The sequence below is a fragment of the Pseudomonas sp. AMR01 genome (assembly GCF_041946035.1).
In the GTDB taxonomy this organism is placed as follows: domain Bacteria; phylum Pseudomonadota; class Gammaproteobacteria; order Pseudomonadales; family Pseudomonadaceae; genus Aquipseudomonas; species Aquipseudomonas antarctica_B.
On sequence record NZ_JAUTYR010000002.1, the window covers coordinates 38,657 to 61,525 of the forward strand.

General features: G+C 61.8%; 19 protein-coding genes. 8 read left to right on the forward strand and 11 right to left on the reverse strand.

The window, feature by feature from the left end; all coding sequences use genetic code 11:
* The first annotated feature begins 45 nt into the window (after positions 1 to 45).
* A complete protein-coding gene (locus tag Q7C20_RS02075) occupies positions 46 to 1,440 on the forward strand; it encodes an MFS transporter (protein ID WP_375064973.1) in 1,395 nt (464 codons plus the stop codon).
* 9 nt (positions 1,441 to 1,449) lie between these two features.
* Positions 1,450 to 1,977 (forward strand): single-stranded DNA-binding protein, encoded by a 528-nt coding sequence (locus tag Q7C20_RS02080; RefSeq protein WP_099235124.1) that lies wholly within the window; start codon positions 1,450 to 1,452, stop codon positions 1,975 to 1,977.
* 65 nt (positions 1,978 to 2,042) lie between these two features.
* Here the strand turns inward: Q7C20_RS02080 and Q7C20_RS02085 are convergent, their stop codons facing one another.
* Positions 2,043 to 2,951 carry a LysR family transcriptional regulator gene (locus Q7C20_RS02085; RefSeq protein ID WP_375064975.1) on the reverse strand — a complete coding sequence of 303 codons (909 nt, stop codon included), beginning with the start codon at positions 2,949 to 2,951 and terminating at the stop codon, positions 2,043 to 2,045.
* Positions 2,952 to 3,052: 101 nt separating this feature from the next.
* Between Q7C20_RS02085 and tam the strand changes: the two genes are divergently transcribed.
* Positions 3,053 to 3,814, forward strand: coding sequence for a trans-aconitate 2-methyltransferase (gene tam / locus Q7C20_RS02090; protein ID WP_375064977.1), 762 nt, complete (start codon positions 3,053 to 3,055; stop codon positions 3,812 to 3,814).
* A gap of 21 nt (positions 3,815 to 3,835) precedes the next feature.
* Here the strand turns inward: tam and Q7C20_RS02095 are convergent, their stop codons facing one another.
* The gene (locus Q7C20_RS02095) at positions 3,836 to 4,399 is read right to left on the reverse strand and encodes a cysteine hydrolase family protein (RefSeq protein WP_375064979.1); all 564 of its coding nucleotides are present in this window, start codon (positions 4,397 to 4,399) and stop codon (positions 3,836 to 3,838) included.
* 96 nt (positions 4,400 to 4,495) lie between these two features.
* Here Q7C20_RS02095 and Q7C20_RS02100 point away from each other — a divergent pair, with 96 nt between their 5' ends.
* The 3 genes from Q7C20_RS02100 to Q7C20_RS02110 all read left to right on the forward strand — a co-directional run bounded on the left by Q7C20_RS02100 (position 4,496) and on the right by Q7C20_RS02110 (position 7,481).
* Entirely contained in the window at positions 4,496 to 5,455 is a 960-nt protein-coding gene (locus tag Q7C20_RS02100) for a GlxA family transcriptional regulator (RefSeq protein WP_375064981.1), read from the forward strand.
* A 171-nt stretch (positions 5,456 to 5,626) separates the two neighbouring features.
* The gene (locus Q7C20_RS02105) at positions 5,627 to 6,736 is read left to right on the forward strand and encodes a DUF3182 family protein (RefSeq protein ID WP_375064984.1); all 1,110 of its coding nucleotides are present in this window, start codon (positions 5,627 to 5,629) and stop codon (positions 6,734 to 6,736) included.
* Positions 6,726 to 7,481: an alpha/beta hydrolase family protein gene (locus tag Q7C20_RS02110; RefSeq protein ID WP_375064986.1), complete on the forward strand. Its 756-nt coding sequence runs from the start codon at positions 6,726 to 6,728 to the stop codon at positions 7,479 to 7,481. Before Q7C20_RS02105 ends, Q7C20_RS02110 begins: the two co-directional genes overlap by 11 nt.
* A 129-nt stretch (positions 7,482 to 7,610) precedes the next feature.
* Here the strand turns inward: Q7C20_RS02110 and Q7C20_RS02115 are convergent, their stop codons facing one another.
* From Q7C20_RS02115 to Q7C20_RS02125, 3 genes are read right to left on the reverse strand one after another with little or no spacing between them, the layout of a single operon-like run.
* Positions 7,611 to 8,567, reverse strand: coding sequence for a lysylphosphatidylglycerol synthase domain-containing protein (locus tag Q7C20_RS02115; protein ID WP_375064988.1), 957 nt, complete (start codon positions 8,565 to 8,567; stop codon positions 7,611 to 7,613).
* Positions 8,557 to 9,819 (reverse strand): cardiolipin synthase ClsB, encoded by a 1,263-nt coding sequence (clsB, locus tag Q7C20_RS02120; RefSeq protein WP_375064990.1) that lies wholly within the window; start codon positions 9,817 to 9,819, stop codon positions 8,557 to 8,559. Before clsB ends, Q7C20_RS02115 begins: the two co-directional genes overlap by 11 nt.
* Positions 9,816 to 10,595, reverse strand: coding sequence for an endonuclease/exonuclease/phosphatase family protein (locus tag Q7C20_RS02125; RefSeq protein ID WP_375064992.1), 780 nt, complete (start codon positions 10,593 to 10,595; stop codon positions 9,816 to 9,818). Before Q7C20_RS02125 ends, clsB begins: the two co-directional genes overlap by 4 nt.
* Positions 10,596 to 10,849: 254 nt before the next feature.
* On the opposite strand from Q7C20_RS02125, the gene Q7C20_RS02130 reads away from it, so the two are divergent.
* Complete coding sequence (locus Q7C20_RS02130) at positions 10,850 to 12,952, forward strand: mechanosensitive ion channel family protein (protein WP_375064994.1); 2,103 nt, start codon at positions 10,850 to 10,852, stop codon at positions 12,950 to 12,952.
* Between the two features lie 119 nt (positions 12,953 to 13,071).
* Here the strand turns inward: Q7C20_RS02130 and Q7C20_RS02135 are convergent, their stop codons facing one another.
* Positions 13,072 to 17,319 carry a DEAD/DEAH box helicase gene (locus Q7C20_RS02135; RefSeq protein ID WP_375064996.1) on the reverse strand — a complete coding sequence of 1,416 codons (4,248 nt, stop codon included), beginning with the start codon at positions 17,317 to 17,319 and terminating at the stop codon, positions 13,072 to 13,074.
* Positions 17,320 to 17,486: 167 nt separating this feature from the next.
* On the opposite strand from Q7C20_RS02135, the gene Q7C20_RS02140 reads away from it, so the two are divergent.
* A complete protein-coding gene (locus tag Q7C20_RS02140; RefSeq protein ID WP_375064998.1) occupies positions 17,487 to 18,371 on the forward strand; it encodes a sugar nucleotide-binding protein in 885 nt (294 codons plus the stop codon).
* A gap of 131 nt (positions 18,372 to 18,502) precedes the next feature.
* On the opposite strand, the gene Q7C20_RS02145 is transcribed toward Q7C20_RS02140, so the two are convergent.
* The 5 genes from Q7C20_RS02145 to Q7C20_RS02165 form a co-directional block, all read right to left on the reverse strand.
* On the reverse strand, positions 18,503 to 19,201 hold the full coding sequence (locus Q7C20_RS02145) for an OmpW family outer membrane protein (RefSeq protein ID WP_348056144.1): 699 nt from the start codon (positions 19,199 to 19,201) through the stop codon (positions 18,503 to 18,505).
* Between the two features lie 253 nt (positions 19,202 to 19,454).
* Positions 19,455 to 19,976 carry a DUF3299 domain-containing protein gene (locus Q7C20_RS02150; protein ID WP_348056146.1) on the reverse strand — a complete coding sequence of 174 codons (522 nt, stop codon included), beginning with the start codon at positions 19,974 to 19,976 and terminating at the stop codon, positions 19,455 to 19,457.
* 11 nt (positions 19,977 to 19,987) lie between these two features.
* Entirely contained in the window at positions 19,988 to 21,253 is a 1,266-nt protein-coding gene (locus Q7C20_RS02155; protein ID WP_348056148.1) for an ABC transporter permease, read from the reverse strand.
* Between the two features lies 1 nt (position 21,254).
* Positions 21,255 to 21,965 (reverse strand): ABC transporter ATP-binding protein, encoded by a 711-nt coding sequence (locus Q7C20_RS02160; RefSeq protein WP_375065001.1) that lies wholly within the window; start codon positions 21,963 to 21,965, stop codon positions 21,255 to 21,257.
* A gap of 198 nt (positions 21,966 to 22,163) precedes the next feature.
* A complete protein-coding gene (locus tag Q7C20_RS02165; RefSeq protein WP_375065003.1) occupies positions 22,164 to 22,769 on the reverse strand; it encodes a DUF2796 domain-containing protein in 606 nt (201 codons plus the stop codon).
* Between the last annotated feature and the right edge of the window lie 100 nt (positions 22,770 to 22,869).

The window sequence follows — 22,869 nt, forward strand, 5'->3', positions numbered from 1 at the left end:
CGATGGGACTGGTAGAATCGTCGCCGGTTCACACGAGGTTTTTCCATGCACGATCCCCACAGCGAACGCATGAGTAGCGGCGAGACCCGAGCGGCAAGCGGTCTGGCTCTGGTGTTCGCCTTCCGTATGCTTGGCATGTTTATGGTGTTGCCGGTACTGGCGACCTATGGGATGGATCTCGCAGGCGCAACCCCCGCCCTGATCGGCCTGGCCATTGGCGCCTATGGCCTGACCCAGGCGCTTTTTCAGATTCCGTTCGGGATCATCTCCGACCGCATTGGCCGTCGCCCGGTAATTTACCTCGGGCTGATCGTCTTCGCCCTCGGCAGCGTGCTCGCAGCACAGGCCGACTCCATCTGGGGCGTGATCGCCGGGCGCATCCTGCAGGGCGCGGGTGCGATTTCCGCCGCCGTCATGGCGCTGCTCTCGGACCTGACCCGCGAACAACACCGTACCAAGGCGATGGCGATGATCGGCATGACCATCGGGCTGTCGTTCGCCGTGGCCATGGTGGTCGGCCCGTTGCTGACGCGCGCCTTTGGTTTGCACGGGCTGTTCCTGGCCACCGGCGGCATGGCGTTGTTCGGTATCGTGATCGTGGCCTTTATGGTCCCGCATTCCACAGGCACCTTGCAGCACCGTGAATCGGGCGTTGCGCGCAAGGCGCTATTGCCGACGCTCAAGCATCCAGACCTGCTGCGCCTGGATTTAGGTATCTTCGTGTTGCACGCGATGCTGATGTGCAGCTTCGTCGCACTGCCCCTGGCACTGGTCGAAAAAGCCGGCCTGCCCAAGGAACAGCACTGGTGGGTGTACCTCACGGCACTGCTGATTTCATTCTTCGCCATGATCCCGTTCATCATCTACGGCGAGAAGAAACGCAAAATGAAACGAGTTTTACTCGGCGCCGTCGCGACGCTGATGCTCACTGAGCTATTCTTCTGGAAGTTCGGCGACAGCCTGCGGGCGCTGGTGACGGGCACGGTGGTGTTTTTCACCGCGTTCAACCTGCTGGAGGCGTCGTTGCCTTCGCTGATCAGTAAAGTTTCACCGGCCGGTGGCAAGGGTACTGCGATGGGGGTTTATTCCACCAGCCAGTTCCTCGGCTCTGCACTGGGCGGCATCATGGGTGGCTGGATGTTCCAGCATGGCGGTCTGTCAGTTGTGTTCCTCGGATGCGCAGGTCTGGCTGCCCTCTGGCTAGCCTTTGCTGTTACCATGCGCGAACCTCCCTATGTGACGAGCCTGCGTTTGCCGTTATCGCCAGAAGCGATCCGCGAAGTCGGTCTGGTTGAGCGCCTTAAGGCTGTCGCAGGGGTTACGGATGCCGTGGTTATTGCTGAAGAAGCCGCCATCTACATCAAATTGGACACCGAATTATTGGATCGCGCGACGCTTGAGCAACTGGTCAACCCAGTGCCGACAGCGCGCCCAGCCTAGGAGAACGTTATGGCCCGTGGGGTTAACAAAGTCATATTGGTCGGTACATGCGGCCAGGATCCCGAAGTTCGCTACTTGCCTAACGGTAACGCCGTGACCAACCTGAGTCTGGCGACCAGCGAACAGTGGACCGACAAGCAAACCGGCCAGAAGGTCGAGAAAACCGAATGGCACCGTGTGTCGATGTTCGGCAAAGTGGCCGAGATTGCCGGTGAGTACCTGCGCAAAGGTTCACAGGTTTACATCGAAGGCAAACTGCAAACCCGCGAGTGGGAAAAAGACGGCATCAAGCGTTACACCACTGAAATCGTGGTCGACATGCAAGGCACCATGCAACTGCTGGGCGGCCGTCCGCAGGGCGACCAACAAGGCCAGGGCGGCATGTCCAACTCGGCGCCGCGTCCACAGCAGTCCCGTCCGCAGCCGAGCCAACAGCCAAGCCAGCAGCCACAACGTGAGTCGCGTCCAGCGCCACAACAGGCCGCTCCGCAACCGGCTCCGGATTTCGACAGCTTTGATGACGATATCCCGTTCTAGGTCCAAGACCCGGAACACGCAAACCCCCGACGGCCCTGGCCTCGGGGGTTTTTTATGGCCTGCAATCAGGCGTCCGCCGCTGCCGCCGTCACCACCATCTGCCTGAACTCACGCAACACAGACGAGCCATCACCCAGCCGCGTGGCCAGGTGCAACGGTGCTACCAGATTGCGGCACTCCGTCAGCTCCCGGTAAACGATGCCGTCTCCACGCAGTCGCTGCATGGACGCCGGCACAATGGACACACCCAGGCCGGCCGCTACCAGGCTCAGCGTGGCTGTCATTCGCGGCGCTTCCTGCACGACCTGCGGGCTGAACCCCGCTTCACGGCAGGCCACCAGGATCGCGTCATACAAGCCCAGCCCAACGCGACGGCGGTAGAGCACGAAGGATTCGTTAACCAGCGTTGCCAAGGGCAGTGGTAATCCCGAATCGAGGGCTAATGGGTGATCAGTGGGCAATGCCAGCAGCATCGGTTCCACCAGGATAGGTTCGTCGTGCAGTGCCTGCGTCCCGCTGAGGGGAGAGCGGATAAACGCGGCGTCGAGTTTTTGATGCAACAACGCATCCAACAATTCGCCAGTACCCGCTTCCTCCAACACCACCGAGACGCCCACAAAGGTTTCGCGAAACAGCCGCAGCACGCCTGGCACAAAGGGGTGCAATGCCGCAGAGCTGGTAAAACCGATAGCCAACCGCCCGCGCTCGCCCTTTGCGGCGCGACGCACCACTTCGGCCAAGCCGTCGGCCTGAGCGAGTATTTCCCGCGCTTGTTCCAATAAGGCCAGCCCGGCGGTAGTGGGCCGCACGCCACGGGGCAGGCGCTCCATCAACACGGTGCCCAACTCGGCCTCAAGACTTTGCAGCAAGCGTGTCAGCGGAGGCTGTTGCATGCCCAAGCGCTCGGCTGCGCGGGTGATATAGCCTTCTTCGGCGATGGCGACAAAGGCTTTAAGTTGGCGAAGCTCCAACATAGGGATACTTTTGAGGTATGGGAGAGCGCCAATCCTGGCATTTGTTCTCATGGCTGACAAGATTTAGGCTGTGCCCAACCTCAAAAAGAAGGAAAGCCTCGATGACCTGGTCCGCCAAGCAATACACGATGTTTGAACAGCAGCGCACCCGTCCCGTTCGTGACCTGGTGGCGGCCATCCCCACTATCGAGGTAAACACGGCTGTGGATTTGGGCTGCGGCCCGGGCAATTCCACTGAGGTACTGGCCGAGCGTTTTCCTCAGGCTCACGTCACCGGCATGGACAGTTCAGACGACATGCTTGCGGATGCGCGCAAACGCCTGCCAGCGCTGAGCTTCGAACTGGCGGATATCGGCGCCTGGAAGCCCGCACAAGCGTTTGATGTGATTCTGGCCAACGCTTCCCTGCAATGGTTGCCCGACCACGCCACGCTGTATCCGCACTTGGTCAACCAACTGACGCCCGGCGGCGCCCTGGCTGTGCAGACCCCCGACAACCTTGACGAACCCGCTCACCGGCTGGCGCGGGAAGTGGCCGCCGACGGCCCATGGTCGGCCAGGATCGGCGCGGTGAAACATAACGAACGGCACACGGCGAGTTATTACTTTGAAGTGCTGAGTAAACACTGCAGCAGCGTCGATGTGTGGCGCACCACTTATCAGCATCCGCTGGCCGATCACGCTGGCGTTGTGGAGTGGTTCAAGGGGTCGGCGCTGCGGCCATTTCTTGCGCCTTTGGCCGCCGACGAACGGGTCGCTTTCCTGCGCGAGTACCAGGCGCGGATCAGCAAGGCTTACCCAGCCCTGGCCGATGGCACAGTATTGCTGCCATTCCCGCGCCTGTTCATTATCGCGACCCGCTAAGCCAGGGCTAACGAGTGGCGGCTACGCTGCCGCCGCTTGTGCCTTCAGGTATTCATCCGCCGACACCACCTGCGCGTAACCAAACGCCAGCGATCCCATATAGGCCGCATGCGCTTGCGCCGCCGGAATCACCTGCCCGTTAAATTCCAGGTCCCGCGTTGCGCAGGCGTCATGGATCACGGTGACGTTGTAGCCCAGGTCCGCTGCGGCCCGCACCACGGCATCGATACACATATGGCTCATGCTGCCGACCACCACCACGTCGGTGATGCTGCGTTTTTCCAGCAAAGCGCGCAGATCAGTCTCGCGAAACGCATTCACGAAATGTTTAAGCACCACCGGCTCATCACCCTCGTTCAGCACCTTGGTATGCAGGTGCGCACCGTCGGAGCCCGGCGTGAAGAACGGTGCGTCCTCGGCCGTGAACTCATGGCGCACGTGAATCACGGCCTTGCCCGCCTGACGAAAGGCCTGCAACACCTGCGCGGCTTTGTCTGCTGCCGCCTCTACGCCGTCAAGTGGCCACTTGCCCTGAGGGAAGTAGTCGTTCTGGATATCGATTAGGATGAGCGCTTGCTTGGCCATGTGTGTTGCCTCGTGATGGGTTGATGGGTTCAGTATGTTAGCTGGCGCCAGCACCGGGGATTGGCTGCACCGACAATAACAGGGGGAAAACTGACAATGGCCGTTGTAGAGCTGGGCGTATTGATCTACCAGGGTGCGCAACTGGCGGCGGTGCATGGCTTGACCGACCTGTTCGGCGTGGCCAACCGGATCGCCGCCGAGCATCAATCTGCGCAACTGCCCTGGCTGCGAATCAGCCACTGGCAGGTGGACGCCCATGGCTCGACCTCGCGCGTATTTGACAGTCACCCAGGCCCGGAACAGCCGATGATGGCGCTACTGGTGCCACCTTCCATTGGTGAGTTCACCGAAGAGCAGGCGCCGCCCGCGCTGCTGGCGTGGATTCGCGCCAGGCACGCGGCCGGCACCGTACTCGGCGGCGTGTGCATCGGCTCGATTATGCTGGCGCGCAGTGGCCTGCTGGACGGACGCAGCGCCACCACGCATTGGTCTTCCGCCGAGTCTTTCGCCATGCACTACCCGGCTGTGCGCCTGGAGGCGGATAAACCCATCGTCGATGATGGCGACCTGATCACCACCGCCGGGCTGATGGCCTGGTCCGAACTGGGCCTGCGCCTGGTCGACCGTCTAATGGGGCCGAGCATCGCCGCCGACACCGCGCGTTTCCTGGTAATCGAACACAGCGACAGCGCCAGCCAGTGCGGCAGCAACTTTGCGCCGATCCTGGGGCATGGCGACGGCGCCATTTTGAAGGTTCAGCATTGGCTGCAAGCCAGCGGTGCGGTGGACGTGTCGGTCACGGCGATGGCGCAGGAGGCGGGGCTGGAAGAGCGAACGTTCCTGCGGCGCTTTCGCACTGCCACGGGGTTGAAACCGACCGAATATTGCCAGCACTTAAGGGTGGGCAAGGCGCGGCAAATGCTGGAATTCACCAACGGCACCATCGACCACATCGCCTGGACAGTCGGTTACCAAGACCCGAGTGCCTTTCGCGCCACCTTCAAGAAAATCACTGGCTTGGCGCCGAGCGACTACCGCAGCCGCTTTGGCGTGTGAACCGTGCAGAACGCCGCCTTTTTAATGCGGCGTCGTGCAGAATCAAACAGGCCAACTGCCACCTGTTTTGCGCCAACTGACTGATTTCATGACCATCCCCCTTAAACACGCCCTGGCCTGATCCCTGCAACCCAACGTCTACACTCATGGCAGGATAGCCAAGGGGGACGTATGACCCCGACTCAACGCAGGAAACTGGTAGTCGCTCACTCCACCCGCGAGGGCGCGCCCCGGCACGAAATCGAGACCAACCGCGCACTGGCGCGCTGGCTGGCGCATATTCTCGGCCTCAGGTTCGGCGGCAGCTACGACCCGCACAAACATGCCGGGCGTGATCTTTACTGGCTGCCCACCCAGACGCTGGTCGGTTTGCACCAGGCTTACGCACTCAACATCAAAGGTCCCGAAGACTTGTGGGGTGGCTATGTTGATCACGACTTCATCTGCACCAAGGCCATCAGCCATGGCCTGCTCAGCCCCGAGGCCATGGCGCCGGAAGGCTGGTCGACAGTATTCGGTGAGCGTGTGCGCAAGGTGGTGCTCGACGGCCTCAGTGTATTTGCCCTTGCAGACGCATTGCCCGCCGCCACGCGCCTGCTTTACAGCGGGCCGATCCGCCTGAAACCCGTGCACGCCTGCGCCGGGCGAGGCCAGGAAGTTATCCACAGCCTCGACGAATTCGAAGCCGTGCTGCTGCGGCCCGACGCGGCGCAACTGTTCAATCAAGGCGTCGTGCTGGAACAGGACCTGCACGACGTGGTCACCCACAGCGTGGGCCAAAGCTTTATCGGCGATCACGTCTTGAGCTACTGCGGCGAGCAATACCTGACGAAAGACGGGCAGGGCGAAGACGTCTACGGCGGCTCCAATCTACTGGTGGTGCCCGGTGACTACGAATGCCTGCTCAAGCTCGACTTGCCCGCTGATGTGCGCGAAGCCATCGAACAAGCGCAGGTCTTCGACACCGCAGCAGATGAAGCCTATCCCGGCTTCTACGCTTCGCGGCGCAATTACGACATTGCCCAGGGCCTGGACAGCGACGGCCAACGCCGCAGTGGCGTGCTCGAACAATCCTGGCGCATGGGCGGGGCCAGCAGTGCGGAAGTCGCGGCGCTGCAAAGCTTCATCAATCACCCTGGCCTGCGCGCCATTCATGTGTGTTCGGTTGAAACCTACGTGGATCAACCGCTGCCAGCGGATGCCATTGAGGTGTATCGCGGGCCTGCGGAAAACAGCGACTTTCTCCTCAAGTATGTGACGGTTAAATCTTATGACGGCTAGAAGCGAAAGCATTGCGATCGATATAGACGACGAACAGATGAGTGGCACCTTTCTGAGCCCCAAATCCAAAGTGCCGGGGGTGTTATTTGTACACGGCTGGGGTGGTAGCCAGGAACGCGACCTGGAACGGGCCAAAGGCATTGCAGGGCTTGGATGCGTTTGCCTGACCTTCGACCTGCGCGGTCACGCCGGCTCGGGTATTGCGCTGAACCGCGTGACCCGCGAAGACAACCTGCGTGACCTGCTCGCGGCCTACGACCGCTTGCTCTCCCACCCGGCCATCGACACCTCGGCGGTGGCAGTGGTGGGCACCAGTTATGGCGGTTACCTCGCCGCGATCCTGACTTCATTGCGCCCGGTGCGCTGGCTGGCGCTGCGCGCGCCGGCGCTGTACCGCGACCGGGAATGGCTCAAGCCCAAGCGCGATCTGGATAAAGCCGACTTGATGGATTACCGCAGCACGCTGGTGCACGCCGGCACCAACCGCGCGTTGCACGCCTGTTCGGCCTTTACCGGTGATGTGCTGATTGTCGAGTCGGAAACCGACGACCATGTGCCCCACGCCACAATCATGAGCTACCGCGCGGCGTGCCAGCAGACGCATTCGTTGACTCACCGGATTATCGATGGGGCTGATCATTCGTTGAGCGATCCGGTGTCTCAGCAGGCGTACACCTCAATTTTGGTGGACTGGATTACCGAGATGGTGGTGGGCGAGCGGTTGAGCATTATTCAATCTCGATAAAATGCTGCTCTTTAGAACGCCTTCGCGAGCAAGCCCGCTCCCACATTTGAACCGCATTCCAACGGTAGGACTCGGTCAAAATGTGGGAGCGGGCTTGCTCGCGAAGGCGCCAAACCAGTCAACATTGTCTCAAGCCGGCGCCTTCTTCACCCGTAACGCCTTGGCCTTGGCCTCCACCGTGAGGTACATCACCAACGCAATCAACAGCGGCAAAATAAAATAAATCGCCCGGTACGCAATCAACCCCGCCAGCAAACTGCCCCGCGACGCTTCATGCTGCAACAGTGCAACAAACACCGCCTCCAGCACCCCAAGGCCCGCTGGAATATGCGTCACCACCCCGGCAATCGCGCTGATCAGCAACACGCCTAGCACCAGCGGATAATCCAGTTTCGCCGGCAGCAGGGTAAAAATCACCGCTGCCATCAACGACCAGTTCAGCGCACCCAATGCCAACTGCAAACACGCCATGCGCAGCGACGGCAGGTTGATCTCGATGCCCTTGATCGACCACGCGCGCTTCTTCGAAAACTGGCACGCCGCCAGATAGCCCATGCTGGCCACGATCAGCAGCGCGCCAATGCCCTGCAACGCGGTGGTGCTGACCTTCCAGCCCGGCGGCATGGTCACCAAGCCACTGGCGAACACCACGCCGGCCAGTGCCATATAGCCAAACCAGTTGGTGGCCAGGCTCAACCCCAGAATCTTGGCAATATTGGCAGTGCTGACGCCAAGCCGCGAATACAGCCGATAACGCATGGCGATCCCGCCGACCCACGCGCTTAGGTTGAGGTTGAACGCATAGCTGATAATCCCCACCGGCAGGATTTGCTTCCAGCCCAGCGGCTGGCGAATGTAAGTGCGGCCGATCAAGTCGAAGCTGGCGTAGACGAGAAAACTGCACAACGTCACTGCGCCTGCGATGAGCAACGTACGCAATTTGAAATCACCCAGTGTTTGCACCACCTCGCTCCAGTCGATGCGCCGGGCGAGCAGGGTGAACAACACGATCAGCAACAGGAAAAACACCACGGTCAGTGGCTTCTTCCAGCGTTTGAAGCGTGAACCGCCGGCTTTAGAGGTCATGGGCCTGGTGCTCGAAAGGTTTGAGTCGCGGTTTGTGCGCTGGCAGCCAGCCCGTCAGCGCGGGGAAGTGGCGCATCACATGAAACACCAGAAACCCCACGGTCAGTCGCCACAGCCACAAACGCGGCTTGCGATTTTCCGGCATGGTCTGGCAGTGGTTTTGGGCGAGTGATTCCAGGCGCTCATAGAGTTGCTGATTAAACGCTCGGTCGCGAATCAGCACATTGGCTTCCAGGTTCAGCGACAGGCTCAGCGGGTCCAAGTTGCTCGACCCCACCGTGCTCCATTCGTCATCCACCAGCGCCACCTTGCCGTGCAGCGGGCGCTGGCAGTATTCGTGAATCACCACGCCATCCTTGAGCAAATAGTCGTAGAGCATGCGCGCCGCCAGCTTGGCCAGCAGCACGTCGGGCTGGCCCTGCATGATCAGTTGTACGTGCACGCCACGGCGCGCGGCATTGCGGATCTCCCGCAGCAGGCGGTAGCCGGGGAAGAAGTAGGCATTGGCGATCACCGCGCGTTTTTGCGCTTTGCTCAGGGCGTAGATATAGGCTTCTTCAATGTCATCACGGTGCTGCAGGTTGTCGCGGTAAATCAGGCGAACCATGCCTTCGCCCGTATCGGTTGCCCACGGCGAAGGACGTTGCTGGCGCCGACGCCAGCCGCGCCGCGTGCGTACCTGGCGACCGCTTTGCGCGAGGGCGAAATGGTGCAAGTCGGCCACCGCCGGGCCGGTCACCTGCACGGCGTAATCCTGCTTGGCCTCTGGCCCGAAATCGCCCAAGTGGTCGGCAGAAAAATTGATCCCGCCAATAAACGCCACGGCGGCATCCACCACCACAATCTTGCGGTGCAGGCGGCGAAACCAGTTGGTGCGGATACCCAGCCGCTTCGACGCCGGGTCAAACATCTGCACCGCCACCCCGGCCTGCGCCAACTCGCTCAGAAACGCCGGGCTCAGTTCGCCACACCCGAAACCATCCAGGCTCATGACCACCTTCACGCCGCGCTGCGCTGCCTCGATCAGAATGCCTTGCAGCTCATGACCCACCTTGTCTTCGAAAAGAATAAAGGTCTCCAGCAGGATCTCGCGCTTGGCCTCACGCATCGCCGCAAACACCTTGGGGAAATACGCCTCACCATTTTCCAGCAGTTCAACGCTGTTGCCCGGTTGCCAGCCGTAATCCAGGTCACGCGCCTTGGCTTCATCCGGCGGCTGGTCGGTGGAAATATGCTCGACTGCAACGTTCATAGCTCGATCTCCACCGACAGCGGCACATGGTCGGACAAGTGCGACCACGGGCGAGTGGTCAGCACCCTTGGGTTATGGATTTTCACGTTGCGCACATAAATGCGGTCCAGCGCCAACAACGGCAAGCGGGCTGGGAAGGTACGCGGCAGTTTGCCGTGAGTCTCGGTGAACACTTCCCGCAGGCCGCTTTTGCTCAGGTCGGCGCGCTGGCGCCAGTCATTGAAATCGCCCGCAACAACCAGCGGCGTATCGGCAGGAATCTCACTGATGCGCTGCTCCAGCAAGCGTAACTGCTGCTGGCGGTGCACCTCGCGCAGGCCGAGGTGAATGCAGATCGCATGCACCTCCTGACCACTGCCCGGCAGGCGCAACACGCAATGCAGCAGGCCCCGATTTTCATGACCGCTTTGGGAAATATCGAGGTTGTCATGGCGCACGATCTGGAATTTCGACAGCAAGGCATTGCCATGGTCGCCATGGGGGTAAACCGCGTTGCGCCCGTAGGCGTACTGCGGCCAGATACTGTCGGCGAGGAACTCGTACTGCGGCATGTCCGGCCATTCGCTGTAGCGTTGGGGATGGTGTTCGTGGGTGCCGTGGATTTCCTGCAAAAACACCATGTCGGCGCCCACACTGCGCACCGCTTCACGCAACTCGGGCAGGATGAAACGCCGGTTCAGGGCGGTGAAGCCCTTGTGAATATTGACCGTCAACACCGTGAAGCGAGTGATGGCGACGCTGGGGGTGGTGGGCACCCAGTCGGGAATCGCAGCCATGTTTGCTCCTGAATAAGGGTAGGGGCCTTGCCCCCGTTTATGGCTGACTGCGATTTTTGACTGAAAGTTTCCAGCTTCTTACCGACGGCACACGGCAACTGTGGGCGCGAGCACCTACGCACAGATCGTTCCCATGCGCTGCGTGGGAGTGCCGCAAGTGACGGTGCGCGTTAGGCATTCTCACGCCGGGTGCGGAACGATCAGGATGAAAACCCGTCAGTTCCTTACAGACCCTTCCTGAGGAGCCCGGTGTTTTGCTGAATCTAAAGACTGCATTACTGCTTGGTGCGCTGCTGTTTGGCAGCGGCGAACTGCAAGCTGCGGCCACCGCGCCGGAACCAGAGGCGCCGGCCAAGCCGGAGATTCTGGTGGAGGGCGGCCTGTTGGGGGCCATCAGTTCCAGCATTGATGATGTGCAAGACAAACTCGACCTCAACCAGAACGTGCTGGACGCCTGGCGTTTACGCGCCGATCGCGCAGCCAATGAAGTCGGGCGGCTGGTCAATCGTCCATCCGACCGCTCGCCCTGGAGCGTCGCCGGGGATTTTCTGGTGTTGTCCGGCACCTGGATCGGCGCCTTTGCGCTGTTGACCTTGCTGGGTCGCGTCATCGTCAAGCGTGTGAGCCGTCGGGCCTTTGTGGAACGGCGCGGACGCTTGCAAGGTGTGCTGGGTTACTTCGTGCCCTACACGATTCCTGCAATCATTTGTTTGCCGTTGACGCTGTACGTCAGCCATTTTCTGCCGACCTCCATCGGCCGCGCGCTGGCGCTGTGTTTTGCCTACGCGACCAGTAGCGGCATCTTCTCCACGTCAATTCTGCTGTGCGTCATCGTGATGTTTAACGTGGGGCACAAACGCCCGGCGGTGCAGATCATCCGCGATTACTGCCCAAAACCACTGTTTTTGATCGGCTTCCTCGCCGCACTCAGCGACGCGTTGACCAGCCCGCAAATCGCTCGTCAATTTGGTGGCAATATCACCAGCAGCGTGGCGGTGTTCACCGGTATGTTTGCGGCCGTGATTTTCGGCGCACTGGTGATTCGCTTGCGTCGGCCTGTGGCCCATCTCATCCGCAACCGTCCGCTTTCCCAGCGTCTTAAACACCCGGCCGTGCAGCAATCGTTGCGGGTGTTTTCCGGGCTTTGGTACTGGCCGATTCTGTTGATGGTGCTGGTGTCTGCAATCAACCTGATCAGCGCCGGCGACGACAATCAGAAAGCCCTGCGATGCGCGTTGTTCACCACCATCTTACTGATCGGCACGGTGTTTCTGAGCACGGTTCTACAACACCTGTTCAAGTCGCGCAGCCAGGTCGCCATCCAGCGCAGCAGTGCTTATAAGGAACGCTTCCTGAGCTTGTTGCACGCGATCTTGCGCATCGCCATGGCCATCGGTTTTATCGAAGTGCTGGGGCGTATCTGGGGCGTGTCGTTGTTTGAGTTTGCCGAGCGCAATTCCATTGGCCGGGCGATCAGCGACTCCCTCAGCAGCATTGGCCTGATTCTGCTGATGACCTGGCTGTTCTGGGTGGTACTCGACACGGCGATTCAGGAAGCGCTGAAACCGCCGGTGAATAAACGCTCGAGCCGCCAGCCCAGCACGCGGGTGAAAACCATTCTGCCGCTGGTGCGCAATGCGGTGAAAATCATCCTGGTGGTGATCTGCGCGATCACCACCATGGCCAACCTCGGCATCAACGTCGCGCCCCTGTTGGCCGGTGCCGGTGTAGTCGGTCTGGCCATCGGTTTTGGCTCTCAGCAATTGGTGCAGGACGTGATCACCGGCCTGTTCATTATCATTGAAGACACGCTGTCCATCGGCGACTGGGTGGTGCTCGATTCCGGCCATGCGGGCACCGTCGAAGGCCTGACCATTCGCACCCTGCGCCTGCGCGACGGCAAGGGCTTTGTGCACTCGGTGCCGTTCGGCCAGATCAAGGCGGTCACCAACCAGTCGAGGCAGTTTGCCTATGCGTTCTTCTCGGTGCAGTTCACGTACGACACGGATGTGGACAAGGCCGTCGAACTGATTCGCGGCGCGGGTCAGTCGATCAGCGATGACGTGTTCCTCAAGTACAACCTGCAGGGGCCGCTGGAGGTGTTTGGTGTGGACAAGATGGACCTCAACGGCGTGGTGCTCACGGCGCAGTTCCGCACCGTGTCGGGCGGGCAATATGCGGTGAGTCGCGCCTTTAACCAGCGGCTGAAAAAGCTTGTGGATAACTGTGACGAGGTGCACTTCGCGCAAACTTATCCACAGCAGGTTTTATTGCCCAAGCGCAACGCGCAGGTGGATGAACCGGATCAAGAGGTGCCGGCGCCGGTGGTGTTGACGGAGCAGCCGCGTACTCAGTGAGTGAGGGTGCCTGCACTGGCCTCTTCGCGAGCAAGCCCGCTCCCACATTTTGATTGTGTGAACCCGTTCAAATGTGGGAGCGGGCTTGCTCGCGAAGAGGCACTTAAAGTCACCCCACCTCAGTGCCTGATCAACTTCTCCTGCACCGCCAATTGATCCACCTCCACCAACACCTGCTGCTTACCCGCGACCATCACCGCCGCCGGCAACCCATCCCGGTACACCACGCGGTTCCCGCTCACTGCCGGCACTTTGTTACCCGGCAGCAGCGTGCCCACCAGATTCAGCGGGTCAGCCCCACACACCGCCACCAGGCTGCCGTCATGCGGGCGCCGCCGGACTTCACGAAGCAACGGAATTGCCTCCGGCAACGCAAACTGTTCCCCCGCCAACCCACTTACAAAACGCCCACCGCGAATCTCGCCGCGCGCCTCCAGCCGATGGAAGGTGCGCAGCAACTCACGCCAGCTCGGCAACCAATCCGCCTCGCGCTCCATTAACCGCCAGAACACCACGCCATAACGGCGCAGCAAGGTCATCGCGACATGCTCCAGCGTCTCGGCCGAGTGCGCGCCGGTGACGGTGGGCGCACGGCGCACCAATGCCCAGCGCCCGGCATCGTCCATGCCGCCGATAAACGCCCCGCGCCCACGCCGACTGCTGCGTGCCTGGCGTTTGCTGGCGGGCGTGGTCAGCGCGCGCAGGCCGGCAAAGCTGTCGGCGTTGACCAACCCTGCGCCCACCAATTCCTGCAGGGCGGTTTCCAGTTCGCTGCGCAGCAGATGGGCTTCATGCACCAGTTCATCGAAAAACAGCGCGCCCTGATCGCGCAGGGCCTGATGGACTTTCTGCGCCTTGGGCGACAGCGTCGTGCTGTCGGTGAGCTCAGTCAGCCCGCTCCACAGCGCCACCTGGCTGCGCGGCAGCAACACCACCGGCGTGCTGCGCAAGGCCATCGCGCCGGCCTTGTGGCTCAGTCGCGTCCACACCAGCTTGCCGCTGCGGCACAACTCGTCGAGCCAGGTGGATGAGTAATCCTTGAGCCGCGCGCTGAGCAAGTCGCTGTCCCAGGCCGAGGTGGCGGCGGCATAGCCTTCGAACTGGCCGACGATCTGCGCCAGCATTGCGCTGCCCTGGCCGCGCGTGCAGTCGGAGACGTGCTGCCAATCAAACAGAAAGCGCATGAAGTCCTGCAACGCCACCGGTTCGATTTCCCGGCGCAGGCGCTTCACCGTATAGCGATGAATGCGCGCCAACAGGTGGCGTTCGCACCATTGCTCGGCGCTGGCGCCGGGGGTGAAATGGCCGCGCATCACGTAGCCTTCCTGCTCCAGGCGGGCGAGGGCCTGGCTGACGTCGGCGACCGTCAAGGCGAGGGGCGCGGCGATCTCGATCAGGCTCAGCGGGCCGAAGCCACTGAGGCGAGCGCGCAGTACCTCTGTGATCGCCTCATCAAAGGCCCACGGCTCATCGAAGCCGGGCAGCATCGGCAGGCCGTTGGGGTAAATCGCCTGTAAACAATTCAAACGTTCCACGGCGACCCACAGGCCATTGTGCAATTGAAACGCGCGGCCACCCTTGGCCAGCGTGTTCAGCCATTCGGCCCACTGCGGCGTGACTTCGCTCTGGGCGATACACGCCAGGCTCATCAACGCCTCATGCATTTCATCGAGGCCTTGGGGCGTCGGCCAGGCTTCATCGCGCACCCCGGCGATGGCGTCCAGGTCCAGCGCGCCGAGGTCGTCGGTACTTTGCGGGTCGCTCCAGCGCCGGTTAAGCACGGCCTGGGTGCGGCGTTCTTCCAGCGGCGCGTCGTCAAGAAAGGTGTAGGGGCGCGCACTGAGAATTTCTGCGGCCATGGGCGAGGGCGCGGGCAGGTCGCGGCTGATCAGGCGCACGTCGCCGTTCTCCATACGCCGCAGCAGGGCCAGCCAGCCGTCGCTGTCCATGGCGTCGTGCAGGCAGTCGTTGAGGGTTTGCTCCACCAGCGGGTGCTCGGGCACTTCGCGTTCACCGGCGAGGTTTTCCAGGCAGGCGATCTGGTCGGGAAACACACTGGCGATCAGGTCTTCGCTTTTCATGCGCTGGATCTGCGGCGCCACTTTGCGCCCGCCGGTAAAGCGCGGCAACGCCAGCGCCACTCCGGCATTCCAGCGCCAGCGCACGCCGAACAGCGGCGCCTCCAGCACGGCCTGAATCAGTATGTGCTCAGCGCTGTGGCTGTTGAGATAGCGCCACACTTCATCCAGCTCAAAACTGTGACGGGTGGACAGCGACAACACGATCGCATTTTCGCTGGCCGCCGCCTGCAATTCGACGTTGAACGTGCGGCAAAAGCGCTTGCGCAGCGCCAGGCCCCAAGCGCGGTTGATACGGCTGCCAAACGGCGTGTGGATGATCAATTGGGTGCCGCCGGAAGCGTCGAAAAACCGCTCCATGATCAAGGTGTCCTGAGACGGCAACGCGCTCAGGGCCAGGCGTGTACGGGCCAGGTAATCGAGAAGTTGCTCAGCGCTGGCGCGGTTCAGGCCCAGGGTTTCGCTGAGCCAGTCCTGCGCGCCTTGCAGGTCGCCGGGGGTGGCGCTCAACAACGCGTCCAACTGCCCCTGAAACCGCGCCACCGCCGCCGACAATTCGTTGCTGCGCCCCGGTGCTTCGCCGAGCCAGAACGGGATGGTCGGCGGCTGCCCATGGGCGTCTTCGACCCGCACTTTGCCGGCTTCCACCCGCAGGATTCGGTAGGACGTGTTACCCAGCTGGAAGATATCCCCGGCGATGCTTTCCACCGCGAAGTCTTCGTTGACGCTGCCGATATTCAGGCTCTGAGGTTCGAGCAACACGCTGTAGTCGGCGTTATCGGGGATGGTGCCGCCACTGGTCACGGCGATGAGCTTGGCGCCACGGCGCCCGCGCAAGGTGTGGGTCACGGCGTCGCGGTGCAGGTAGGCGCTGCGAATGCCCTGACGACCGTTGTAGCCATCCGAGAGCATTTGCAGCAGCGCCTGATAATGGCGCTCGTCCAACTCTGCGAAGGGTGAGGCGCGGCGGATCAACGCGAGCAGCGCCTGTTCCGACCATTCTTGGGCGCTGACCTCGGCGATGATCTGCTGGGCCAGCACGTCCAGCGGCGCTACAGGGATGTGCAGCGTGTCCAGCTCGCCTCGGCGCACGCAGTCGAGCAGGGCGGCGCATTCGATCAAGTCATCGCGCGTTGTCGCGAACAGGCGCCCCTTGGGCGTGCCGCCGACCTGGTGGCCGGAGCGGCCGACCCGTTGCAGAAAGCCGTTGATGGAGCCCGGCGAGCCGATCTGACAGACCAGATCCACATCACCAATATCAATCCCCAATTCCAGCGACGCGGTGGCGATCAACACTTGCAGCTCGCCAGCCTTGAGCCGTTGCTCGGCGTCCAGGCGCATTTCCTTGGCCAGGCTGCCGTGGTGGGCGGCCACGGCGGTTTTGCCCAGGCGCTCGCTCAAGTGCCGCGCCAGGCGTTCGGCCAGGCGCCGGGTGTTGACGAACACCAGTGTGGTGCGGTGCTCGCGGGCCAGTGCCGCGAGGCGGTCGTAAACCAACTCCCACACGTCGTTGGCCATCACCGCCGAGAGCGGCACCGGCGGTACTTCGATATCCAGGTCGCGGGGGCGGGCATGGCCGATGTCGACAATCGCGCATTCGCGGCCCGTGCCCACCAGAAAGCGCGACACGGCCTCGATCGGCTTTTGCGTGGCAGACAGGCCGATGCGCGTCAACGGCTCGGCGCACAAGCCTTGCAGGCGTTCCAGGCTCAGGGCCAGGTGACTGCCGCGTTTGCCGGCGGCGATGGCATGGATTTCATCGACGATCACCGTGCGCGTGTTGGCGAGCATCTGCCGGCCGGAGTCTGAGCCGAGCAGTACGTAGAGCGATTCGGGTGTGGTGACGAGGATATGCGGCGGGCGCTTGCGCATCTGCACGCGGTCTTTTTGCGGGGTGTCGCCGGTGCGCACGGCGGTGCGGACCTCCAGCGGCGGCAAGCCCAGGCGCTGCAAGTGCTCGCTGATCCCGGCCAGCGGGTTTTGCAGGTTGATCTGGATGTCGTTGGACAGCGCCTTGAGCGGCGACACGTAAACCACCTGCGTTTCATCCGGCAGGTGCCCGCCGTTGGCCAGGCCTTGGTGAACCAGGTCATCAAGCACCGCGAGGAACGCCGTGAGCGTTTTGCCGGAGCCGGTGGGCGCGGCGATCAGCGTTGAGCGGCGCTGGCGAATCAGCGGCCACGCCTGGGCCTGGGCGCCGGTCACCGAGGGGAATGTGCTGCGAAACCAGGCGCTGACGGCGGGGTGAAAACCGCTCAACGCGGTATCGGTGAGTTCAGGAAGGTTCATCTAGTGATTGATAGCGCCCGCTTCAACAAGTTGCAACCGCGCACTTTATCCGTGACGGTTGCGCTACAAACCCGCAAAATGCAACGATTCTGATTAAACCCTACGTCAGGCCTCACACGCCTGCCGACCATAGCCATCGTTCCAAACAGACCGGGCCTGCTCAATCTATGCGAATGCGCCTTATGTTACTGGGCGGCGGGAATGCCCTCGGGCAAGCGCTGATTCGCCTCGGTGCAGAGGAAGACATTGGTTTCCTCGCACCCAAACCGCCCCAAGACGGCTGGGATGCCGCGAGCCTCACCCAATTGCTCGACGACACTCGTCCCGATGCGTTGATCAACCTCGCCTACTATTTCGACTGGTTCCAGGCCGAAGCCGTCAGCGCTACCCGTCTGGCCAGCCAGGAATACGCCATCGAGCGCTTGGCCGAACTGTGCCAGCACCACAACATCACCTTGGTGCAACCGTCCAGCTACCGCGTATTCGACGGCTCCCGCGCCACCGCCTACAGCGAAAAAGACGAACCAGTGCCCCTGGGCCTGCGCGGTCAAGCGTTGTGGCGTATCGAACAAAGCGTGCGCGCCACCTGCCCGCAGCATGTGTTACTGCGGTTTGGCTGGTTGCTGGATGACAGTGCCGACGGCACGCTCGGGCGCTTCCTGGCCCGTGCCGAAAAAACCGATGAATTGCTGATGGCTGATGACCGGCGCGGTAATCCAACGCCGGTGGACGATGCGGCGCGGGTGATTATTTCTGTGCTCAAGCAACTCGATTGCGCGGCGCCGTTGTGGGGCACGTATCACTACGCCGGGCATGAGGCGACCACGCCGTTGGCGCTGGGCCAGGCGATTCTCACCGAAGCGCGCAATTTCCATCCGCTGGCGGTTGAATCCCCAACGGCCCAGGCGCATGCCGCCCGGCCGGACGCAGCGGATGAACCGCAACACGCGGTGCTGGCCTGCAAGAAAATCCTGCACACCTTTGGCATCAAGCCACGGGCATGGCGGGCCGGGTTGCCGGCGCTGCTGGACCGGTTCTACCGCCACAGCTGACACCCCACAAACCCCAATGTGGGAGCGGGCTTGCTCGCGAATGCGCAATGTCAGTCAACACATGGGTCGACTGATCCAGCGCTTTCGCGAGCCCGCTCCCACAGGGGTATGCAGTGTTGGTTAGGCCGGGTTTAGAACTTGTAGCCAATCCCCACCATGTAAACCATCGGGTCAACATCCACGTTGACCTTGGCACGCGTGCCCTGGGCCAGTGCATTGTTATCCACAGTCGCCTTGGTGCTGATGTCGATGTAGCGCGCCTGGGCGTTGATCATCCACTTGTCGTTGATCATGTAGTCGGCGCCGATCTGCGCGGCCCAGCCCCAGGAATTCTCGGCCTTGAAGTTGCTGAAACCGGCTTGTTCGGCGCGGCTGCCGACGTGCTCGTCGTAGATCCAGGTGTAGTTGATACCGGCGCCCACGTACGGCTGGAAGGCTGACTTGTTGTCCAGCGGGTAGTACACGACGCTCAGGGTTGGCGGCAGGTGTTTCAGGGTGCCGAGCTTGCCGTTGGCAGCGCCGAGGGCGGTGTTCTTGATCTTTACGTCGTGCTCGAACGGCGTGGCCGCGAGCAATTCGATACCGACGTGGTCGGTGAGCATGTAGGCGAAGTTGAGGCCCAATTGGGTGTCGCTGCTCATGGTCGCCTTGCCGCCCAGGTTGGTGCCGGCCAACGGGCCCTGGTCAACCTTGACGCTGCTGCTGTCGGCCTTCGGATTCACGGTAATTGCACCGGCACGAACCAGAATGTCGCCCGCTTCGTGAGCGTGGACGACGGGGGCGGCGAGGGCGAGCGCGAAGAGGGACGCGCCGAGCAGAGACTTGTTCATGGGAGCTCCAAAAGGACGTTAAAAGTTGTACGTCCAATGGTAAAGATCGTTCCGTTTGATCTTTTGACTCAGCTCAATGAAAGGGCTATCTACCCGTTACAACACAGATCAAAAACTGTGGGAGCGGGCTTGTTGTGGCGAGCAAGCTTGCTTGCGCTGGGGTGCGCAGCGCCCCCAAAAAGCTGGCGACCGCTGCGCGATCGAGCGGGAGCAAGCTCCCTCGCCTGGGATTTTCAGTGTTCTTGAGTCAGCGTTATTCCTCCAGCTCGTAAACGTAAATCTTGTCCGCATCCATCTGGTAACCGGCATCCGCCAGTTCACTGGACGACGGCTTGACCTGCATCGCGCCCTCGATCCAGTACGGTTGATACAGCTCATCCAGCTTCACGCCGACTTCGCTTTTCACGTGCACGATCTGGTTCGACGGCGGCGGTGGCACGTGGATGCAGGCGCCGAAATACGGCACCAGCAAAAACTCGGTAGTGCGGCCTTCTTCGCTGACTTCCAGCGGCACGATGTAACCCGGCAAGCGGATGTGCTGGCCGTCGAGGCTCTGCACCACCGGTGCGTTCGGTAAATCCTGCTTGGCCGCTGGCGCTGCCTCGACCGACAACGCATCGGCCATGTTCGACAAGTCGTGCAGCGGCTTCATGTTGGGGATTTCCGGCGGCGCGTCCGGCGGAATCATCTCCTGCCACGACAAATCCTTGGGTTGTTCCTCTGCCCAGGCGGGCACGGCCACCAGCAGCAACAGCGCAAACAATGCACGACGCATCACTACCTCTCTCATAAACGAATCGACAGGCCGTCGGCCAGGGATTGCCGATAGGCGCGCCACGCGGGCACGGCGCCCATCAGCAGCGCGGCGGCGAGGATACCGGCGAGCAGCGTCCATTCATATTCGCTCGGCCACGACATCGGCAAGTCCAGGCCGTAATTGGCCTGCAAATACCCGCGCGAAGCGGCGATGCACACATACAGCAGGCCCACGCCCGCCACCACGCCGGACAGCGCCAAAGCGAAGGCTTCAAAAATCAGCAGCGTCGCGATATGCCACGGGCGTGCGCCCACCGAGCGCAAAATTGCCATCTCGCGGCGGCGCTCGTTAAGGCTGGTGAGGATTGCCGTGAGCATGCCGATCAAACCTGTCAGCACCACGAACAGCGAGATCACGAACAGCGCTTTTTCGGCGGTGCCCATCATGCTCCACAGCTCTTGCAGCGCCACGCCGGGCAGGATCGCCAGCATCGGCTCGCCACGGAATTCATTGATTTCCCGTTGCAGGGCGAAGGTGGAAATCTTGTTGTTCAGCCCGAGCATGAACGCGGTGATCGCCTGCGGCGTCAGGTCCATATTGCGCGCTTGATCGGCACTGATGCGGCCTTTGCCCTGGGCGGGCACGCCGTTGTGCCAGTCGATATGGATCGCTTCCATGCCGCCCAGGCTGATGTGCAACGTGCGGTCCACCGGGGTGCCGGTGCGCTTGAGAATGCCGACCACGGTGAACGGTTTGTCATCGTGTTTGACCAGGCTGACCACCGCCACGCCGTGGGCCAGCACCAGTTTGTCGCCGAGTTTGTAATGCAACGCGTCGGCGACTTCGGCGCCGAGCACCACTTCAAACGGGTCGGTGGCAAAGGCGCGGCCGCTGGCGAGTTCGAGGTTTTGCTTGCGGCCGTATTGGTAGTGCTCGAAGTAGGATTCGTTGGTGCCCATCACGCGGTAGCCGCGGTGGGAATCGCCGAGGGAAATCGGAATCGCCCATTTCACTTGCGGGTTGGCGGCGAAGTGCTCGTAGCTGTCCCAGCGGATATTGTTGGTGGCGTTGCCGATGCGAAACACAGAGTACAGCAACAGGTTCACCGAGCCGGAACGGGCGCCGACGATCAGGTCAGTGCCGCTGATGGTGCTGGCGAAACTGTTGCGCGCCTCAACGCGCACGCGCTCTACCGCGAGCAACAAACAGACTGAAAGCGCGATGGCGAACGCGGTGAGAATCGCGGTAAAGCGGCGGTTAGCCAGGCTGGCCATGGCTAGACGAAACAAATACATCTCAAACCTCTGCGGGCGTGGCGGCGCGATTGAGTTCGGCCAGCGACAGGTGGCGGTCGAACAGCGGCGCAAGACTCTGGTCATGGCTGACGAATAACAGGCTGGCGCCGGCTTCGCGGCACTCGGCGAACAGCAAGCGAATGAAGGCTTCGCGGGCGTCGTAATCAAGGGCCGAGGTGGGTTCATCGGCGATGACCAGTTCCGGTTGGCCGATCAACGCGCGGGCGGCGGCGACCCGTTGCTGTTGGCCGATGGACAGCGAATCGGCACGGCGTTCGAGCAAATCCTTGTCCTTCAAACCCAGGTGCGCCAGCAAGGTCGCGGCGGCCTGGTCGACGCTGCCATGACGCTGCTTCGCCCGCTGCGCGCGCAGCCTGGAGAAGTGACAAGGCAGCTCGACGTTCTCGCGCACCGACAGAAACGGCAGCAGGTTGAATTGCTGGAAGATGTAGCCGGTGTGATCCACGCGAAAGCGGTCGCGGGCGCCGGCCGAGAGTTCGGTCAGCTGCTGGCCGAGCAGGCGAATGCTGCCCCGGATGGGTTTCTGTACGCCGCCGAGCAGGCCGAGCAACGTAGTTTTGCCACTGCCGCTGGGGCCTTTGAGAAACAGGGTTTCACCCGCTTCCAAGCGGAACGCAGGGATGTCCAGCAACTGCGGGTGACCGGGCCAGTTGAAGCCCAGGTCAGACAGTTCGATTAACGCTTGAGTCATTGGAAATCACAGGTCTCAAAAAAGGGCGCCAAACTTTGTGGGAGCTGGCTTTTGTGGCGAGGGAGCTTGCTCCCGCTGGACCGGGCTGGCGCTCCAGTGCGAAGCGCTCCCTGCTTTTTTTGGGGCTGCTACGCAGCCCAGCGGGAGCAAGCTCCCTCGCCACAGCAAGCCAGCTCCCACATTGACCGCATTGTCAGATCAGAACTTCAGGGTAGCGGCCTGTGCGGTGGACTCTACACCTTGCTGGCCGCTCGGGCCGATCAGTTGTACCTGAATTTTCTGGGTGGCGGGGAAGGTCTTGAACACCTGGGTCAGGTCCAGGTTGCTCAGGGCCGTCGGCGTGGCGCAGGTGAACTGGTAGTGGGCGTGAATTTCGCTGTGGTCGTGATGATGTTCGTGGGCGGCTGCGCCTTTGCCGTCGGTGGCGTGGTCGTCATCGTCGTCGTCATGCTCGGCTTCAGGCTTGTCGCCGAACAACGGGCTGTTGAGTTCCTGGGTGCTGACTACGCAACCGGCGCCCTTGGGCAGGTTGAACAGCGCCAGCGGGCTTTCCAGCTGTTTGCGCGCGGCGGCAACCTTGGCTTTGTCGGCGGCGGTTGTGGCTTTGTGTTCGAAGCCCACGAGGTTCATGGCCGGGCTGTCGAATTCCAGTTCAAGTGCCTGGCCGTCGAGTACCGCGTTGAGGCGGCCGACGCCATGTTCATGGGCACCAAGGCTGCCGTGTTCATGGTCGTGTTCGTCAGCGGCGTGCGCGAGAGCGAGTGGCAGCAGGGCAAACGGTAAGGCGAGCAGCAGACGGCGCATTGAGAAGGCTCCAGAATATGAAAGTTTTGTTATGTGATCTTATAACAATAATAACAGGAGTTTGAACGCCCGCTTGGCGTTGCGCAAGTCGCGTGGGAGC

Coding starts and splice junctions, on each gene's coding strand:
- Q7C20_RS02085 (WP_375064975.1), bottom strand. CDS start 2,951: ATGTTGGAGCTTCGCCAACTTAAAGCCTTTGTCGCCATCGCCGAAGAA.
- Q7C20_RS02140 (WP_375064998.1), top strand. CDS start 17,487: ATGCGAATGCGCCTTATGTTACTGGGCGGCGGGAATGCCCTCGGGCAA.
- Q7C20_RS02115 (WP_375064988.1), bottom strand. CDS start 8,567: ATGACCTCTAAAGCCGGCGGTTCACGCTTCAAACGCTGGAAGAAGCCA.
- Q7C20_RS02110 (WP_375064986.1), top strand. CDS start 6,726: ATGACGGCTAGAAGCGAAAGCATTGCGATCGATATAGACGACGAACAG.
- Q7C20_RS02165 (WP_375065003.1), bottom strand. CDS start 22,769: ATGCGCCGTCTGCTGCTCGCCTTACCGTTTGCCCTGCTGCCACTCGCT.
- Q7C20_RS02160 (WP_375065001.1), bottom strand. CDS start 21,965: ATGACTCAAGCGTTAATCGAACTGTCTGACCTGGGCTTCAACTGGCCC.
- Q7C20_RS02145 (WP_348056144.1), bottom strand. CDS start 19,201: ATGAACAAGTCTCTGCTCGGCGCGTCCCTCTTCGCGCTCGCCCTCGCC.
- tam (WP_375064977.1), top strand. CDS start 3,053: ATGACCTGGTCCGCCAAGCAATACACGATGTTTGAACAGCAGCGCACC.
- Q7C20_RS02155 (WP_348056148.1), bottom strand. CDS start 21,253: ATGTATTTGTTTCGTCTAGCCATGGCCAGCCTGGCTAACCGCCGCTTT.
- Q7C20_RS02100 (WP_375064981.1), top strand. CDS start 4,496: ATGGCCGTTGTAGAGCTGGGCGTATTGATCTACCAGGGTGCGCAACTG.
- Q7C20_RS02135 (WP_375064996.1), bottom strand. CDS start 17,319: ATGAACCTTCCTGAACTCACCGATACCGCGTTGAGCGGTTTTCACCCC.
- clsB (WP_375064990.1), bottom strand. CDS start 9,819: ATGAACGTTGCAGTCGAGCATATTTCCACCGACCAGCCGCCGGATGAA.
- Q7C20_RS02095 (WP_375064979.1), bottom strand. CDS start 4,399: ATGGCCAAGCAAGCGCTCATCCTAATCGATATCCAGAACGACTACTTC.
- Q7C20_RS02105 (WP_375064984.1), top strand. CDS start 5,627: ATGACCCCGACTCAACGCAGGAAACTGGTAGTCGCTCACTCCACCCGC.
- Q7C20_RS02075 (WP_375064973.1), top strand. CDS start 46: ATGCACGATCCCCACAGCGAACGCATGAGTAGCGGCGAGACCCGAGCG.
- Q7C20_RS02080 (WP_099235124.1), top strand. CDS start 1,450: ATGGCCCGTGGGGTTAACAAAGTCATATTGGTCGGTACATGCGGCCAG.
- Q7C20_RS02125 (WP_375064992.1), bottom strand. CDS start 10,595: ATGGCTGCGATTCCCGACTGGGTGCCCACCACCCCCAGCGTCGCCATC.
- Q7C20_RS02150 (WP_348056146.1), bottom strand. CDS start 19,976: ATGCGTCGTGCATTGTTTGCGCTGTTGCTGCTGGTGGCCGTGCCCGCC.